Annotated in this window: 14 protein-coding genes; 8 read left to right on the forward strand and 6 right to left on the reverse strand. The window is 70.7% G+C overall.

Translation table 11 applies throughout. From position 1 onward, the window contains the following. Positions 1-17: 17 nt before the first annotated feature. From AB0B94_RS06870 to AB0B94_RS06880, 3 genes are all read left to right on the forward strand, one after another. Positions 18-1,256, forward strand: a complete 1,239-nt coding sequence (locus AB0B94_RS06870; RefSeq protein WP_357269349.1) for an MFS transporter — start codon at positions 18-20, stop codon at positions 1,254-1,256. A gap of 227 nt (positions 1,257-1,483) precedes the next feature. Then, positions 1,484-2,230, forward strand: a complete 747-nt coding sequence (locus AB0B94_RS06875; protein WP_357269352.1) for a hypothetical protein — start codon at positions 1,484-1,486, stop codon at positions 2,228-2,230. 121 nt (positions 2,231-2,351) lie between these two features. Beyond that, the gene (locus AB0B94_RS06880; protein ID WP_357269354.1) at positions 2,352-2,528 is read left to right on the forward strand and encodes a hypothetical protein; all 177 of its coding nucleotides are present in this window, start codon (positions 2,352-2,354) and stop codon (positions 2,526-2,528) included. Positions 2,529-2,605: 77 nt separating this feature from the next. Here AB0B94_RS06880 and murQ read toward each other — a convergent pair whose 3' ends face one another. Then, on the reverse strand, positions 2,606-3,499 hold the full coding sequence (gene murQ / locus AB0B94_RS06885; RefSeq protein WP_357269357.1) for an N-acetylmuramic acid 6-phosphate etherase: 894 nt from the start codon (positions 3,497-3,499) through the stop codon (positions 2,606-2,608). A gap of 252 nt (positions 3,500-3,751) precedes the next feature. Here murQ and AB0B94_RS06890 point away from each other — a divergent pair, with 252 nt between their 5' ends. The 3 genes from AB0B94_RS06890 to AB0B94_RS06900 are packed head-to-tail and all read left to right on the forward strand — an operon-like array spanning position 3,752 to position 9,408. Beyond that, entirely contained in the window at positions 3,752-5,314 is a 1,563-nt protein-coding gene (locus AB0B94_RS06890) for a sodium:solute symporter (protein WP_357269360.1), read from the forward strand. A gap of 11 nt (positions 5,315-5,325) precedes the next feature. Then, positions 5,326-6,510 carry an anhydro-N-acetylmuramic acid kinase gene (locus AB0B94_RS06895; RefSeq protein WP_357269363.1) on the forward strand — a complete coding sequence of 395 codons (1,185 nt, stop codon included), beginning with the start codon at positions 5,326-5,328 and terminating at the stop codon, positions 6,508-6,510. Positions 6,511-6,534: 24 nt separating this feature from the next. Continuing rightward, a complete protein-coding gene (locus AB0B94_RS06900; RefSeq protein WP_357269366.1) occupies positions 6,535-9,408 on the forward strand; it encodes an FAD-binding and (Fe-S)-binding domain-containing protein in 2,874 nt (957 codons plus the stop codon). Between the two features lie 68 nt (positions 9,409-9,476). On the opposite strand, the gene AB0B94_RS06905 is transcribed toward AB0B94_RS06900, so the two are convergent. The 4 genes from AB0B94_RS06905 to AB0B94_RS06920 all read right to left on the reverse strand — a co-directional run bounded on the left by AB0B94_RS06905 (position 9,477) and on the right by AB0B94_RS06920 (position 13,426). Next, entirely contained in the window at positions 9,477-10,400 is a 924-nt protein-coding gene (locus AB0B94_RS06905) for a SpoIID/LytB domain-containing protein (protein WP_357269369.1), read from the reverse strand. A gap of 6 nt (positions 10,401-10,406) precedes the next feature. Next, positions 10,407-11,291 carry a peptidase inhibitor family I36 protein gene (locus AB0B94_RS06910; protein ID WP_357269372.1) on the reverse strand — a complete coding sequence of 295 codons (885 nt, stop codon included), beginning with the start codon at positions 11,289-11,291 and terminating at the stop codon, positions 10,407-10,409. A 33-nt stretch (positions 11,292-11,324) separates the two neighbouring features. Then, positions 11,325-12,188 (reverse strand): peptidoglycan-binding domain-containing protein, encoded by an 864-nt coding sequence (locus tag AB0B94_RS06915; RefSeq protein ID WP_357269375.1) that lies wholly within the window; start codon positions 12,186-12,188, stop codon positions 11,325-11,327. A gap of 209 nt (positions 12,189-12,397) precedes the next feature. Continuing rightward, positions 12,398-13,426, reverse strand: coding sequence for an NBR1-Ig-like domain-containing protein (locus AB0B94_RS06920; RefSeq protein ID WP_357269378.1), 1,029 nt, complete (start codon positions 13,424-13,426; stop codon positions 12,398-12,400). A gap of 138 nt (positions 13,427-13,564) precedes the next feature. Between AB0B94_RS06920 and AB0B94_RS06925 the strand changes: the two genes are divergently transcribed. Then, positions 13,565-13,981, forward strand: a complete 417-nt coding sequence (locus AB0B94_RS06925) for a hypothetical protein (protein ID WP_357269381.1) — start codon at positions 13,565-13,567, stop codon at positions 13,979-13,981. A 64-nt stretch (positions 13,982-14,045) separates the two neighbouring features. Here the strand turns inward: AB0B94_RS06925 and AB0B94_RS06930 are convergent, their stop codons facing one another. Further along, the gene (locus AB0B94_RS06930; protein ID WP_357269383.1) at positions 14,046-15,494 is read right to left on the reverse strand and encodes a serine hydrolase domain-containing protein; all 1,449 of its coding nucleotides are present in this window, start codon (positions 15,492-15,494) and stop codon (positions 14,046-14,048) included. 200 nt (positions 15,495-15,694) lie between these two features. Here AB0B94_RS06930 and AB0B94_RS06935 point away from each other — a divergent pair, with 200 nt between their 5' ends. Continuing rightward, positions 15,695-16,276: a TetR/AcrR family transcriptional regulator gene (locus AB0B94_RS06935; protein WP_357269386.1), complete on the forward strand. Its 582-nt coding sequence runs from the start codon at positions 15,695-15,697 to the stop codon at positions 16,274-16,276. Positions 16,277-16,298: the final 22 nt, after the last annotated feature.

Below are 16,298 nucleotides of genomic sequence, written 5' to 3' on the forward strand. Positions count from 1 at the left end.
CTATAGTGAGTTCCATTATGGGACTTACTGCATTCTGGCGGTGGTGGGTCGCCGGCACGACCAGCCAAATCGGCTCGGCGGTCGGCACACTGGCGCTACCGCTGACCGCGCTGACAGTGCTCCACGCGTCGGCCTTCGAGATGGGTCTGATCACGGCGGCGGGCTATCTGGCCTACCTGCTGATCAGCCTGCCGGCGGGCGTGATCGTGCAGCGCCTGCCACTGCGCGGCATGCAGGTCGCCCTGGATCTGGTCCGGGCCCTCGCCATCGCGTCGGTCCCGCTGGCCTGGTGGTTCGACATGCTGACGGTTGCCCAGCTGATCGCTGTCGCCCTGGTGGTGAGCTTCGCCAACGTGCTGTTCGACGTGGCGAACCAGACCTTCCTGCCGGAGATCGTCCCGGCCGCACAGTTGCAGGCCCGCAACAGCCTCACCTCCGGCACGCATGCCGCCACCGCGCTGGGCGGGCCGTCCCTGGGCGGTCTCGCGGTGCAGGTGCTGGGTGCGGTGCCGACGCTGTTCGTGGACGCCGTCAGCTACCTGCTCTCGGCCACGTTGCTGCGCACCCTGCCGGCCGGGCGGGTGCAGCGACCGGCCGAGCGGCCGCCGATGGTCACGATGATCCGCGAGGGCTGGCACTTCGTGCTCCGGCACCCGATCATCAGACCGGCCATGTGGGACGCCACCGCGACGAACTTCGTCAGCGGCGCCATGCTCGCCCTGTTCCCGTTCTACCTGGCGCGTGAGCTGCACGCCCCGCCGCTCATGATCGGGCTGTTGATCGCCGCCGACGGCCTCGGCTCGCTCATCGGCGCCGCGCTGACGACCCGCTTCACCGATCGTTTCGGCACCGCCCGTGGCCTGATCATCGCGGCCGTCGTCGGCGTGGGCGGCGCGCTAATCATCCCGCTGGGCACCGGCGCCGCCGCATTCCTGGCCTTCGCCATCGGAAACGTCATCCTGGCCAGCTCCACTGTGGTGCTCAGCGTGACCACCCGTACGTACCGGATGCTCGCCAGCCCACCGGAGCTGCTGTCCCGGGTGATCGCCACTGTCAAGTTCGTCTCCTGGGGCGCCATCCCGGTCGGCGCCCTGCTCGCCGGCATCCTGGCCGGGTCACTCGGCGCCCGGACCACCCTGCTGATCTTCGGGGCGCTCACGGCGCTGTCCCCGATCATCTACCTGTCGACGCCGATCCGCCGAATGCGTGACCTGCCGCTCGACCCCACCCCGACACCCACCGTGGCCCGGGTGTGAACCGATCAGCTTCCCTCCCGGTAGGTCCACATCGGTCACCGGAGATATCGACAGAAGGTGTAGCCCACGGTTCCCCGGGGCAAGAACCCGCGCATGGAGGTAACGGCAGGGTGCGAGGGGCAACAGCTCGGCCGGTGGCACCGCACCGGTGAGTCGGGCCGGGCAGGCCTGGCGACCCCACTGCCGCCGGCCTCCGTCTGATGCGGCTGAGGCACAGCCTCCCGCCGGTGGCGCTCGGCGCGGTGGCGCTCGGCGCGGCACTGGGTGCCAACCCCGCCCACGCGGACACCCCGTCGCCGCCGCGTCTCCCGCTGGTGGAGATCGCCACCTCGCCGGAGGCCATCAGGGTTTCGGTGGCCGACGTGGTCGAGGTGGAACTGCCCGTCCCCCCGCCCCTGCCGACAGTGGTCGTCTCCCTGCCGCTGCCGCTGCCGCTGCCGCTGCCGTCGACGGACCCGCTGCCGCTGCCGACGGCCGTCCCGCTGCCGACGGCGTCGGCCACCCCCTCCACCGCGAGGACAAGTCGGCCGGCCCGTACCCCATCGCCGCGGGCCACACCCGCGCCGTCGACCTCGGCGTCCCCAGCGGCACGCGGTGCCGCGCGTCCGTCGCCGGCATCGTCGGCGCGGGTGCCGGCACCCCGGGACGCCGGCCACGGCACCTCCGATGGCCGGGCGTCGATGCGGCCGCGGGCGACGATGACCGCCGTCACCGGACAGCCGCCCAACCCGCCTGCCCGTCCCGCGCCGGGGCCACCGGCGTTCGTGCTGGCGCTCGCGTCCGCACCGACCGGCGGCGGCGCCGGTGGCGCTGATTCGCCCACGTCAACAGCCGAAGCGTCGCCGCCCAACTCTCCGCTGCGGCCAGGACTCACCGTCACCGCCGTCGACATGCGCGCTACCAGCCGTCCCGTCGAGCGGGGTCCTCCCCCGCCCCGAGAACTCCTGATCACCCACTCGCGTCCACGACGTTGATCAGGAGAGGTTCATGGAAATCGCCGTTATCTGGATCCCCGCCCACATCGAGCCGTCGGAGCCCGCCGTCGCGAGGTGTCTCAGCCACCTTCACCGACACTCCTACCGATTCGCAGGAATCATGCGGGCCCCGTGGGAAACCGTCGAGCAGACGATGATCGACGGTGAGGTGGATGTCGTCGTCATCGCCGACTTCGCCCACCTCCCGCCGGATCGGTCCCCCCGGATCGAGCTGGCCAGCTCCCCCGACGGCGACGCGGACGAGGACCGAACGGTTCCGGACACACAGCCCAACTGACAGCACGAAGCGCCCCGTCCGCACTGGACGGGGCGCTTCGTCGATCTGGCTAAGAGGTGCGGCAGCGAACCCCTTGGTCAGGCCGCGACGGCCGCCCGGACGTCGTCGTCAGCGGCGCGCAACCGGGCTGCTGCCTCCTCGGCCGTGCAGTTCGCCAGCAGCAGCACGATGGCCGTCTTGGCGTGCCCGTGCGCCGCCGCGAGCGCCCGCGCGGCCGTGTCCAGGTCGGTGTCGGCGGCCTCGGCGACGATTCGACGCGCCCGGTCGACGAGCTTCTCGTTGGTGGCGTTCATGTCCACCATCAGATTGCCGTACACCTTGCCGAGCCTGGCCATCGTGGCGGTCGAGAGCATGTTGCAGACCAGCTTCTCGGCGGTGCCGGCCTTGAGCCGGGTGGAGCCGGTGAGCACCTCGGGGCCGGTAGGCACCTCGATGGCGACGTCGGCGTGCCGGCTGGTCACCGCGTCGGTGTTGCAGGCCACCGAGACGGTCGCCGCGCCAAGCGCGCGGGCGTGATCCAGCCCACCCACCACGTACGGGGTACGGCCACTCGCGGCGAGCCCGACCACTGTGTCGCGGGCGGTCAGGCCGACGGCGTCGAGGTCGGCGACGGCGCGGCTCGGGTCGTCCTCCGCGCCCTCGACGGCGACACCGAAGGCTCGTGCCCCGCCCGCGAGCAGGCCGACGACCCGCTCGGGCGTCGTACCGAACGTGGGCGGAATCTCGACGGCGTCGAGCATGCCGATCCGGCCGCTGGTGCCCGCGCCGAGGTAGATCAGCCGTCCGCCCTGACGAAGCGACGACACTATGACGTCGACGGCGGCGGCGATGTCCGGCACTGCCCGGCGGACTGCGTCGGCGACCGTCTGGTCCTCGTCGTTCATCGCGAGAAGCAGCTCGGTGGGAGACATCCGGTCGAGGTCGCCGGTCTTGTCGTTGCGGGTCTCGGTGCCGAGGGTGCTGAGGTCCACGGGGTGCTCGTTCCTCTCGCTGGTGTGCAGTCGCCGGCCGGCGGGGAGAGGTCCTCCGGTCGCCTGGCGGTTCGCCGCTGAGCGCGTCCTCGCGACCCGCCGCCGCGGCCAGGCCGAGGGCGCAGCTGCGAACAGTCCCCGTATCAGCAGGCTGAAACCACAGCGTAACCAGCCCGGACGGGCGGTGGCAAAAAGTTTCGCGTTAGGGTGGGTCAACGTCACTTATTGACAACCGCTGGTTGGGAGCGAGCCGTGCGTCAACTCGACCTCGTCGTGATCGTGCTGTACCTCGTGGTGATCGCCTTCGTCGGACTGCGCCTGTCCGGTAAACAGAAGTCCGCCAAGGACTACTTCGTGGGCGAGGGTCGACTGCCCTGGTGGACCGTCTCGTTCTCAGTGGTTGCCACCGAGACAAGCGTTCTGACCGTGATCAGTGTTCCCGGCGGCGCGTACAGCGGTCAGGGCTTCGGCAACGTCGAGCTGGCCCTGGGCTACGTCATCGGTCGGGTCGTCGTGGCCGCGGTGCTCATCCCGCTCTACAAGCGGGGTGGGTTCGTCAGCGCCTACCAGTACCTCGGTGAGCGGTTTGGCCTGAAACTTCAAGGGCTGGCGTCGGTGACGTTCGTCTTCACCCGCCTGCTTGCCGAGGGTGTACGGCTGTTCGCCTCGGCCATCCCGATCAAGCTCCTTCTCGACGAGTTCGGGCTGAATGTCGGCTATAAGGCCATCATCATCGTCCTGACGCTCATCACAGTGGTCTACACCTACCTCGGTGGCATCAAGGCGGTCATCTGGACCGATGCCATCCAGATGGGGCTGTACCTGGGCGGGGCGATCCTGGCCATCGCGGTGCTCAGCCACGCCGTCGGCTTCGACGGCTACTCGCAGGCGCTGGACGCCGGCAAGTTCCAGCTCTTCGACACCAACTTCGCCCTCTCGCACGTGCTCACCAGCCCGTTCGCCCTGCCGACCGCGATCATCGGTGGCGCGATCTTCGCGATGGCCAGCCACGGGTCGGACCAGCTGATCGTGCAGCGCATCCTGTCCACCCGCACGCTGCGCGAGGGGCAGCAGGCGATGATCTCCTCGGGCATCTTCGTGGTGATCCAGTTCGCGGCGTTCTCCCTGGTCGGCGCGCTGCTGTGGTCGTACAACAAGGGTCAGACCTTCAAGGAACTCGGCCTGGCGAGCAGCGACAACCTCTACCCGAGCTTCATCCTGCACGCCCTGCCGGTGGGCATCTCGGGTCTGCTGGTGGCGGGCATCCTCGGCGCCGCGATGGGTTCGCTGTCGTCGGCGCTGAACTCGATGTCGAACTCCACAGTCGCCGACTTCATCCACAGCTTCTTCCGCAAGGTCCCGTCCGACGACGCGATGCTCCGCCTCGCCCGGGTGATGACACTGGTCTGGGCGGTGCTGATGGCGGTCTTCGCCTGCGCGTTCAGCTCCAGCACCGGAAACGTCTACCTGACCGGTCTGACAATCGCCGGCTACACCTATGGGGCATTGCTCGGCGCCTTCCTGCTCGGCCGCCTGGTGAAGCGGGCCAACCAGGTCGACGCGGTGATCGCCTTCCTGGTCACGGTGGCGGTGATGACCTACATCGTCCGCTACGTCAAGATCGACGTGACGACCGCCGGGACGACCACGGCCACCGCCATCGCCGCGCAGTGGCTGGTCCCGATCGGCGTCCTGATCACCCTGGTCGTCGGCGCGGTGTCCAGCCGGTTCCACCCGGCCCCGGAGACTCCGTACGACCATGGACGTACCGACGAGGTCGACGACGACGCGGCGGCGCCAGCCGGCCGGGCGTGAAGGAGGACGTGATGCGCGTGATCGGCCTGATGTCCGGAACCTCCTACGACGGCATCGAAGCCGCCGCGGCCGAGTTCGAGGTGAGCGGCGACGCTGTGCGGATGCGACCGCTGGGCCGGCTCGGGCACCCGTACTCCGACGAGTTGCGCAGGCAGATCGCCGCGGCCCTGCCTCCCGCGGCGACCACCACCGAGGCGATCTGCGTGCTGGACACCGGCATCGGCCAGGCCTTCGCCGAGGCCGGCGTGCGGGCCCTCGCCCACCTCTGCGACGGCACTGCCGACCTGGTCGTCTCGCACGGGCAGACCATGCACCACTGGGTCGAGGATGGCACGGTCCGGGGCACTCTCCAGCTGGGTCAGCCGGCCTGGATAGCGGAGGCCAGCGGCCTCCCGGTCGTGGCCGACCTGCGCAGCCGCGACGTGGCAGCCGGCGGCCAGGGCGCTCCCCTGGTCGCCCTCTTCGACGCGCTGCTGCTGGGTGGCCTGCCCGGCGTGCCGGCCGCGCTGAACCTGGGCGGCATCGCCAACATCACCGTCGTCGCGCCGGACACGGACCCGCTCGCCTTCGACACCGGTCCGGCGAACGCGCTCCTCGACGCCGCGGCCCGCCACTTCAGCGGAGGCACCGAGGAGTACGACCGGGACGGGCGCGGGGCGGCCGCCGGGCAGGTGAATCCGGACCTGCTGCGGCGGCTGCTCGACGAGCCGTACTACCGGCTGCCCGGCCCGAAGAGCACCGGGAAAGAGCTGTTCCATCTGCCCTACCTGCTCGCCGCCCTCACCGACGCGCCCACACCGGACCCGCAGGACGTGTTGGCCACGCTCACCCGGCTGACGGCTGTCACTGTGGCCGGCGCCTGCCGCGACCACGGCGTCACCCGGCTCGTCGTCTCCGGCGGCGGCGCACACAACCCGACGCTGATGCGCATGCTCGCCGACGAGCTGCCCGGCGTACAGCTGTCCTCCAGCGACGACCTGGGCGTCGCGTCGGACGCCAAGGAGGCGCTGGCCTTCGCGCTGCTGGGCTACCTGACAGTGCACGGGCTGCCGGGCACCCTGCGCTCGGGCACCGGCGCGCGGCACGCCTCGGTGCTCGGCAGCATCACCCCTGGCCGGCAGCCGCTGCGGCTGCCGGCTCCGGCCAGCACCGCCCCTACTCGGTTGCTGGTCGTCGCGTCTCCGGTGGCCGACTGACACCCCTCCCGGGAGGACCCGTCCATGAGACCCGTCGTAGGAGTACCCGCACCGGCCGCGGCCGGCGCCCGCGCCCGTGCGGTCGCCGAGCTGCTGCGCTCGCACCTCGATGACCCGAGTCGGGCCAGCGCCGAGCTGCCCCGGCGGCTGGCGGCGGCGCACGATGCCTCGCCGTACCTCTTCGAGCCGCAGGCGGTGGTTCGCGCCGTCTCGGCCGCCGAGGTGGGGGCGCTGATGGCCGGCGCCCGGGAGGCCGGCGTGCCGCTGACCCTGCGCGGCGGCGGCACCAGCCTCGCCGGGCAGGCCGGCGGCGCGGGCGTGCTCGTCGACGTCCGCACCGACTGGCGGCACGCCGAGGTCCTCGACGACGGCCGCCGCATCCGGCTCCAGCCGGGCCTGACGATCCGACAGGCCAACGCCCGGCTGGCCCGCTACCGACGCCGCCTCGGCCCGGATCCGGCCAGCGAGGCCGCCTGCACCGTGGGCGGCATGGTGGCCAACAATTCCAGCGGGATGACCTGCGGCACCACCGACAACGCGTACCGCACCATGGAGTCGCTGCGTTTCGTGCTGCCGTCCGGCACCGTCGTCGACTCCGGCGCCCGCGACGCCGACGACCGGCTGCGGGCCGACGAGCCCGAGCTGCACGCCGGGCTGCTGCGCCTGCGCGACCGGGTGCGATCGACACCCGGGTCGCGCGCCACCATCGAGCGGCTGTTCGCGATGAAGAACACCATGGGGTACGGGCTGAACTCGCTGCTCGACCACAGCACCCCGGTCGAGATGCTCGCCCACCTCATGATCGGCAGCGAGGGCACGCTCGGTTTCGTGGCCGAGGCCGTCTTCCGCACCGTCGAGATCCACGACCACGCCGCCACCGGCCTGCTGATCCTGCCCGGTCTCACCGAGGCCACCGACGCGCTGCCGGCTCTGCTCGCCGCCGGCGCCCGTACCGCCGAGCTGCTCGACGCGGCCGCGCTGCGGGTCAGTCAGCGCGACCCGGGTGCGACTCCGGCCCTGCGCGGGCTGACGGTCACCGGGCACGCCGCGCTGCTGGTGGAGTTCGCCGAGGACAGCGCCGAGCTGTTGGCAGCGACGCTTGCCGACGCCCGGCCCGTGCTCGACCGGCTGCCGGCCGTCACCGGCACCGAGCTGACCCACGACCCGCGCGAACGGGCCAACCTCTGGCACCTGCGCAAGGGCCTCTACACAGCCGTCGCCGGGGCCCGCCCGCCCGGCACCACGGCCCTGCTGGAGGACGTCGCGGTGCCGATGCCACGCCTGACCGGCACCTGCGACGGGCTGATCCGCCTGTTCGACAGGCACGGCTACCCGGACGCGGTGATCTTCGGACACGCCCGGGACGGCAACCTGCACTTCATGCTGACCCAGTCCTTCGACAGTCCGGCCGAGATCGACCGCTACGCCCGGTTCACCGACGACATGGTCGACCTGGTGCTCGCCGAGGGCGGGACACTCAAGGCGGAGCACGGCACCGGTCGGGCCATGGCACCCTTCGTCCGCCGGCAGTACGGCGACGAGCTGTACGACGTGATGCGCGAACTCAAGCGGTTGTGCGACCCGAGCGGCCTGCTCAACCCCGGTGTGCTGCTCAACGACGACCCGACAGTGCACCTGCGGCAGCTCAAGGCCGTCCCGACTGTCGACCCCGAGCTGGACGCCTGCGTCGAGTGCGGCTACTGCGAGCCGGTCTGCCCCACCGCCGACGTCACCACCACGCCGCGCCAGCGCATCGTCCTGCAACGGCAGATCGCCCTCGCCACCGCCGCCGGTGACGAGGAGCGCCGCCGGGAGCTGACCGCCGACTACGAGTACGCCGCGGTGGACAGCTGCGCCGCGGACAGCCTCTGCGTCACCGCCTGCCCGGTCGGCATCGACACCGGGGCGGCGATGAAACGGCTGCGCGCCGAGCGGCACAGCCCTCGCGCCCAGCGGACCGCCCGCACCGCCGCCCGGCACTGGAAGGCCGCCGTGACGGGCGTCCGGGTGGGACTGACCGCCGCGCACGCCGTACCGGCGCCGGTGACCCGCGCCGCCACCGGGGTGATCCGTGGGCTGGGCGGCACCGAACTCGTGCCGTTGTGGAGCGACGACATGCCGCGCGCCGGCACGCCCCGCCCCACCCCGCGCAGCGCCCCGGACGCCCGGGCGGTGTTCTTCGCGGCCTGCGTCGGCAGTCTCTTCGCACCCGAGGAAGGCTCGTCCGGCGGAACGGCTGCGGCGTTCCTGCGCCTCTGCGAACTGGCGGGGGTGCCGCTCGTCGTGCCGACCGGCACGGCGGGCCTGTGCTGCGGAACGCCGTGGCAGTCCAAGGGCTACCCCGCCGGTCACCGCGAGATGGCCGAGCGGACCCTGGCCGCGCTCTGGACCGCCAGCGACGCGGGCCGGCTGCCCGTCGTGTGCGACGCGTCGTCCTGCACCCACGGGCTGACGCAGCTCACCGCCGCGCTGGCCGAGGAGGATCGGGCACGGTACGCCGCGCTGCGCTTCGTCGACAGCGTGACGTTCACCGCCGAGCACCTCCTGCCGGCGCTGCCGCAGCCCCGGCGACTGGGCTCGCTGGCGCTGCACCCCACCTGCTCCACTGTGCATCTGGGCGGCATCGACGACCTGCGCACTGTGGCCGGGGCGGTCGCCGACACCGTCACAGTGCCGGACAGTTGGGGGTGCTGTGCCTTCGCCGGTGACCGGGGGCTGCTGCACCCCGAGGTCACGGCCGGCGCCACCGCGGCGCAGGCCGCCGAGATCAATGAACGCGACCACGACGCGTACGCCTCCTGCAACCGCACCTGCGAGATGGGCATGAGCCGGGCCACCGGCCAGCCGTACCGGCACGTGCTCGAGGTTCTCGTCGAGGCGGTCGAGCCGCCGGCGTAGCCGGTGTCGTACCCACGAGCGCGCCGCCCGCCGCGATCTGCGGCGGGCGGCGCTGTTGGTGCATGACCTCAGGAGAGCGCGATGTCGCGGTAGTAGTAGCGAAGGATCGCCTGGTAGTTCTTGCCCGCGTTCGCCTGGTCACGCGAGCCGTACTGCGACATCCAGTCGCCGTCCACCCAGCCACCGCACGCGGTTGTCGTCGCGCAGTAGTGCGCCCGCAGGATGTTGCCGCTGCGGGTCATCCGGGTCGACCAGGTCCGGTCCACCGCGGCGGACGTGGACGAGACTGCCGTCGACGGCCGGTACACCTGGTCGCCGGTGTCGTCCCGGACGTCGTAGCACTGTCCGCCGGACGTCTTCCGGGTCGAGTGCAACGCCCAGTACCAGGCGTAGCTCTTCACGGCCATCGCACCGGCGTCCAGCGAGGCGGCCGGCCAGCTCGTGATCCACTCGTTCGGGAGGACGTTCTTGACGTACGTCTTGAAGTCGACCCGGTCGACCTGGCCGAGACTGACCCGGTAGACGAGGATGGTGCTCGGCAGCTTGCTGTTGGTGCCGTCGGTGCTACAGCCCGTCGGCCCGCTCAGCAGTTCGTGCGAGGCGTTGTTGTTCTTCAGCGTGGCGTTGAGGTTGCCCTTCGCGCCGGCCGCGAAGTCCTGGTAAGAGCCGGCGAAGTTGCTGTTGAAGTAGACCCGCACCGTCTTGCCGGTGCGGTTCCACACCGACGCGGCGTTGTTCTTCACGCACAGGCCCTTGCCGCTGCCCGCGCCCTTGAAGTCGTAGCAGGTCGGTTGGGTCGTGCCGTAGTCGTCAAGTGAGTCGGTGAAGTCGGAGACCGAGCCGGCCTGGTTGCTGTTGTAGTAGTAGCAGAACTCACCGCTGTCGCAGGCGCCGTCCCGTGCGGCCGCCGCTGCCGGCGAGGCGACACTCAGGATGGAGGTGGACATGGCGAGGACGGCGCCGACGACGGCGAGGCTCTTGCGGATATTCACGACGCCCTACTTCTCGTTGTAGCCCTGGGAGTTCCAGAACGCGGTCGGGTCGGCGTTGTCAAGGGTGGGGTCGCCGACGCTGACGGCCGCGTGGGTCTGCCGGCCGGCTCGGACCTCGACGTGGGTGTGCGCGCCCGAGCTGGAGGACACCCCGTGCCACGACTCATCGGCGATGATCTCGCCCTTGCTGATGGCGTCACCCACGCTCACTCCGGACTTCGGCGCGGTGTGCAGGTAGATCACCGACTTGTTGAGCGAGGAGTTGTAGACGGAGATCGTGGACAGGCCGCCGCTGCCGGTGGTGCCCCGCGCGACGTAGATGACCGTTCCGGAGACCAGGGCGCGCACGTCCGAGCCGACGCTGCGGGCGATGTCGATGCCCTCGTGCCGGCCCGGCGTGGTGGTGTAACCGTCGAAGCCGCACGTGACAGTGCCGCCGCTGGCCTGGTACAGGGCGTACGACAGGTTCGTGCGCGTCGACGGCGAGAACTGGTGCGAGGCGTTGTTGTTCTTCAGCGTGGCGTTGAGGTTGCCCTTCGCGCCGGCCGCGAAGTCCTGGTAGGAACCGGCGTAGCCGCTGTTGTAGTAGACGCGCACGGTCTTGGTGCTGCGGTTCCAGACCGAGGCGGCCTCGTTCTTGATGCACAGGCCCTTGCCGGCGCCAGCGCCCTTGAAGTCGTAGCACGAGGGCTGCTCGGTGCCGTAGTCGTCGAGCGAACCGGTGAAGTCCGAGAGCGATCCGGCGTTGTCGCTGTTGTAGTAGTAGCAGAATTCGCCGCTCTCGCAGACCCCGTCCCGGGCCGCCGCCGACGCGGGCGATGCGACGCTGAGGATCGAGGTGGTCGCGGCCAGCGCGACGCCGACGGCGGCGAGACTCTTACGGATGTTCATGGTGTCCTTTCAGAAACGGTGAGGGGGTGCGGGTCACTGCCCGCGCTGGTACTGCTCCCAGGTCTTGATCAGGACCTGGGGGCCGTCGTCCGGTCCCTGGTTGGCCAGGCCGTTCATGCCGAGGTAGTAGTCGCCGACCTGGTGCTGCGCCTGGCTGGACAGGTCCGTGTCGTTGATCGCGTTGGCGTGGATGTGCCACGGCCAGTCGCCCTGGTTCGGGTTGCGGACCCAGGCGGCGAAGCCGACCTGACGCAGGGCCCGGGCGACGGCGGTGCGCCTGGTCGCTGTCATGCCGGTGACCGCGATGTCCACCACGCCCCCGCCGTCGTGCGTACCGGCCGAGGTGGGGTCGCCGCCGGGGTTGTAGGAACCCTGGTCGAGCACCAGGGGGTAGCCGAGCAGACGCTGCGCCTCGGCCAGCATCGCCTGGGTACGGGCGTTGACGACGTACCCGTCCCGCGGGACCTTCGCGCCCGGACCGATCGTGTTGGCGACTGTGTAGCGGTTCAGCCCGAGCTTCGTCAGCGACGCCGTACCGGGCAGCCCGTTCGCGGCCAGCCCGGTGTAGCCGAGTGAGCGTTGGTACGCCGCGTACGCCGAGACGGTGACGGTGCCGAAGTAGCCGTCGACCCACTGCGCGTTCAGCAGGCCCTTCGCCTGCAGCGCCTGCTCGACGGCGAGCACGGAGCTCTTCGCACCCGGGGTCAGTGTGTTGTCGGCCCGGCGTGGGTCGATCTGGGCGGCCAGCACGGTGGCCTCCATGTCCACCACCGGCCGCGCGGCAGTGGTGACGGTTCGCTGCGCTGTGGCGCCGGATGTCGCGGCCCAGGCGTGGGCCGGGACGCCGACGGCCACACAGAGCGCGGCGATCCCGACGGATAACCAGGGACGGCGCACTGTCGATCCTCCTCGCAGTTGGTGAGTCGTTCGGAACGGACATCACCTTGCGAGAATCGACCTGCTGTTCGGTACCCCTGCGGCGCTGTCAGATCAGTCAGAACGGCGGCGACCTCGATGGATGTGGTGTTGTCAGCTTTGGTGGCACCCGGGAGCTGACATCGAGCGTTCGCACCCTGACACCGCGCCGGGCGACCGGAAGCGCGCGCTCAGGCGGTCACGGTGACCATGAAGTACACCGGCCGGCGGGTGGGAAAGTACTCCTGCCCGTTCTCGTCGACCATCTTCCAGCTGACCCAGCACTTCCCGGGACGGCTCGGCGCGGTGACCTCGACACTGATCATCACCTGCTCGTCGGGCGGTGTGTCACCGATGGCCACCCGGTCCGGCACCCGGCAACCGTCGGCGTCGGCGGCGGGGTTGGTGCGGGCGAGAAAACGGTTGTGCCAGGCGACCTTCCCCACGTTCTTGAGGGCCCACACCTTGACGAACTGGCTGTTCACCCGCACCCGGGTGCCGTCGGGGATGGTGACGTCGGAGATGAACTTGCTGGAGTCGCCGGGAATCAGCGAATCCGAGAACGCCGACGCTGACGGCGACACCGACGGTGTGGACGACGCCGCCACGGTGCCGGGGTCGTCCCGGGACGACCTGCCCCGGACGATGACACCCAGGACGGCGACCATGGCCACCACCAGGACCACCGCGGCAGCGGCGAGCCACGGCAGTCGGTGCCGCCGCGCACCCGCGGCGTCCTCGTCGGTCGGCGGATAGTCAGTGCTCCGCAGCGTGTTCTGCTCCTCCGGCGACGGGGCCGGAACGACGGACACGACGGGCCCGTGGGTCTGCGAGGCGTCGGTCCCGGTCTCGGGCTCCATTCCACCGGTGGTGATCGGGGTGTCGGCGCCGGGCGGCGAATCGGCGCCGACCGGCGCGACAGCACCGTCCGCGCTGCCGTGAACCGAGCCGGGGCGCTGCGCGTCCTCCCATCGACGTCGCCACTGGGCCTCGTCGGCCTCGCAGGCCCGGACGAACTCCCGGACCGTCTCCCAGGAGGGGAACCTGGTTCCGGCGGCGGCCTCGTGCAGCGTGGTGTGCGAGATCCGGCCCGAGCGCCCAGCCATCTTCCGGAACGACGGATCACCCACGCTGGTCCGCAGGGCCCGTAGCTGTTCGGCGAACCTCTCGGCGGCCTGTCTGTCCTGAGTCGGCTCGGCGGCGGAACGCTGTTCCTTCATCACTCCCCCATGTCAGACGACGTTGTCAGGCGTTGTCAGAGCGTGTCAGAGGGTACCGAACGGGCCACGGCGACCATCAATGTGGTGCATCGACGACACCGGGGGCGACGGTCCCCGGTGCATTGAAGGAGGTCACCGATGAAGAAGCTTTCCCGTCGCGGCGTCCGCGTCCTCGCGGCCGCCGGTCTGGCCGTGCCCGCGACGCTGGCGTTCGCCGGACCAGCGCACGCCGAGACCAACCCGCGCTGCGTCGACTCGGTGCAGATCGGCGCGACCGCGTACGTCACCGTCGGTGGTCAGACCGCGGCATCGGTCAAGCAGTACAAGGGCTGCGGCAAGAACTACGCCTACACGTACGTGTGGCAGCAGTATCGGGCCAGCCACGGCTCGTACCAGGTCTGCACCTCCATCGTGACCGGTAGCACGCTGCGCGACCTGCAGTGTTCCAGCGGCCCGGAGGTCTGGTCCTCGGGCGCCAACACGCTGTCGGTGTGCACCAGGGCCCTCGGCGGCATCTCGGACGTGGCGCAGAAGGAGACCGAGGTGCGCTGCTGACCTCTGGCGAGTTCGACGTGCACCCCGGCGGGGCGCTGGCGCCGCCAGCGCCCCGCCGGGCGTTTCAGGCGACCTTGGGCGTGGCGCGCATGCCCACGTAGCAGACCTGAGTGCCGTTGGTGAGGGTCGCGAAGACCACAGGCATGTAGTCCTCGCTGAAGGACGGTCCCGCGCCGGAGGCGGCGAAGACCGTCGCGGTGACCGGTTCCAGGTCCATCTCCAGGGGCGGTGACATGTCCGCCATGTCGTCGACGAATTCGTACCGCAGGTGCGGCGAGCCGTCGTCGCTGCGCGAGACGGTGAGGACGACGCCCTCGCGCCGGTACGTGCCGAGCAGCGGTTCGAGGTCGATCGTCTGTGGCACGGGGGCCGGGGCGAACGGCGCGGGCATCGTGACGTCGGCGAGTTCGGCGAGCAGGTCGCGGAACAGGTCGGCGTAGAGCAGTCGGGCGGCGCCGCCGTTGGTCATCAGGACCAGGGCGAGGTTCGCGTGCGGGACGACACGCAGGTAGGCGTACTGACCGATGGCCGCGCCGTCGTGGCCGTAGCCGGGGACGCCGTCCCAGTCGTAGAGCGTCCAACCCAGACCCCACCCGTCGGCGCTCACCGTCCACTTGTCGGGCACGTCGACAGCCCGGTCCCGCATGGCGGCGACAGCATCGGTGGACAGCACCCGGGTGCCGTCGGGCGCGAGGCCGGCGTCGAGGTGCATCCGGGCGAAGCGGGCCATGTCGCCGGCGGAGACGATGACCCGGCCCGCCGGACCCATGGAGCGGGGCATCAGGTCCCAGGACGGAGCCGGCTCGGGATAACCGCCCGCCTCGCCGAGGTGGCTCATGGCGACCCGGAAGCGCAGGGCCTCCTCCGGCAGCGTCATTGAGCGTTCCAGGCCGAGCGGCTCGAACAGGAGGCTCTTGAGCGCCTGGTCCCAGGTGAGGCCGGTGAGCTTCTCAATGACGCGGCCCAGGACGATGTAACCGAGCCCGCCGTACGAGATGGCCGTGCCGGGCGGGCAGTCCAGCGCCACCCGTCGGGCGGCGCTGACGTATCGGGCGAGGCAGTCGTCACCCCGACCGCCGTCGAAGTTGAAGTCGTTGGTCACGCCGCCGGTGTGGGACAACAACTGGCGAATGGTGATCGTCCTGGTCGCCTCGGGATCCGGGGTGGCGAACTCGGGCAGCACGTCCACCACCGGCGCGTGCAGGTCCAGCTTCCCCTCGTCGGCGAGCCGCATGATGAGCGTTGCGGTGTAGACCTTCGCGATCGAGCCGGACAGGAACACCGAGTCCGGGGTGACCGCCACGCCGGTGCCGCGGTGCAGCAGGCCACTTGCCAGCTCGTGGACCTTCCCGTCGAGGAGCACGGCCAGACTCGCGCCGGGGACGTGGTGGGTGTGGCGCAGCTCGTCGAATCGCCGCTGCCAGCGGTCGACGTCGAACGGCCGGCTGGGCGACCTCCGCACGGACGGGGGGCGCAGGTCGCTGTCGGCGTTCCGGCTCAGCGTCTCGGTCATGGTTCTTCCCCTTCGGTCGGGTCAGGTGTCCACGGCTCGCGTGGAGCCGGGGAGGCGGCGGCCGCGTGTCAAGGCGTGCGCGATGACCTCGGCGTCGAACAATGGCACGGCACGTGCCGTGCCGTCAGGTAGATCGCGCTCAGTCTGTTCACGCATCCGCACAATGTCAACGGCACGTGCCGTGCCGTTACAGTGACGGCATGAGCGACGAGCGCCGCACCACTGCCGCCGACCGGACCCGAGCGATCATGCGTACGACGCTGGAGCTGGCGCAGGAGGTCGGTTACGCCAAACTCAGCATCGAGGGGGTCGCGGCCCGCTCCGGCGTCGGCAAGCACACGATCTACCGGCGCTGGCCTTCCAAGGGCTCGCTGTTCCTGGACGCGGTGCTCACCTCCGGCGAACCCGCGCTCGACTACCCCGACACCGGCGACATCGTGGCCGACCTGCGCCAACAGATCCACGCGGCGGTCGACCTCCTGGGCCAGCCGCCACTGGGCCCCCTCTACCGGGCCCTGGTCGGCGAGGCCCAGCACGATCCGATGGTCGCCGCGGCGCTCAACGAACGCTTCATCCGCCCGCAGGCGGACCGGACCGTGGCCCGGCTGCGCAGCGCCCAGCAGCAGGGGCAGATCTCACCCGACTTCGACCTGGACGTGGCCATGGCGATCCTGTCCGGCCCGCTCTACTTCCGGTTCCTCATCACCCAGGAGCCGTTGACTCACCAGTACGTCGATCGCGTACTCAAGGCTCTGCTCATGGGGATGACGCCACTGTCGTAGCGCGCGCCGGCCCGCCGGGATG

The sequence above is a fragment of the Micromonospora sp. NPDC048986 genome (genome assembly GCF_040649335.1).
Taxonomy (GTDB): domain Bacteria; phylum Actinomycetota; class Actinomycetes; order Mycobacteriales; family Micromonosporaceae; genus Micromonospora; species Micromonospora alfalfae.

What these genes read in the sequence shown, in the direction of transcription:
- AB0B94_RS06880 (WP_357269354.1), top strand. Translation starts at nt 2,352, where the DNA reads ATGCGGGCCCCGTGGGAAACCGTCGAGCAGACGATGATCGACGGTGAG.
- AB0B94_RS06935 (WP_357269386.1), top strand. Translation starts at nt 15,695, where the DNA reads ATGAGCGACGAGCGCCGCACCACTGCCGCCGACCGGACCCGAGCGATC.
- AB0B94_RS06910 (WP_357269372.1), bottom strand. Translation starts at nt 11,291, where the DNA reads ATGAACATCCGTAAGAGTCTCGCCGCCGTCGGCGTCGCGCTGGCCGCG.
- AB0B94_RS06925 (WP_357269381.1), top strand. Translation starts at nt 13,565, where the DNA reads ATGAAGAAGCTTTCCCGTCGCGGCGTCCGCGTCCTCGCGGCCGCCGGT.
- AB0B94_RS06920 (WP_357269378.1), bottom strand. Translation starts at nt 13,426, where the DNA reads ATGAAGGAACAGCGTTCCGCCGCCGAGCCGACTCAGGACAGACAGGCC.
- AB0B94_RS06895 (WP_357269363.1), top strand. Translation starts at nt 5,326, where the DNA reads ATGCGCGTGATCGGCCTGATGTCCGGAACCTCCTACGACGGCATCGAA.
- AB0B94_RS06870 (WP_357269349.1), top strand. Translation starts at nt 18, where the DNA reads ATGGGACTTACTGCATTCTGGCGGTGGTGGGTCGCCGGCACGACCAGC.
- AB0B94_RS06930 (WP_357269383.1), bottom strand. Translation starts at nt 15,494, where the DNA reads ATGACCGAGACGCTGAGCCGGAACGCCGACAGCGACCTGCGCCCCCCG.
- AB0B94_RS06900 (WP_357269366.1), top strand. Translation starts at nt 6,535, where the DNA reads ATGAGACCCGTCGTAGGAGTACCCGCACCGGCCGCGGCCGGCGCCCGC.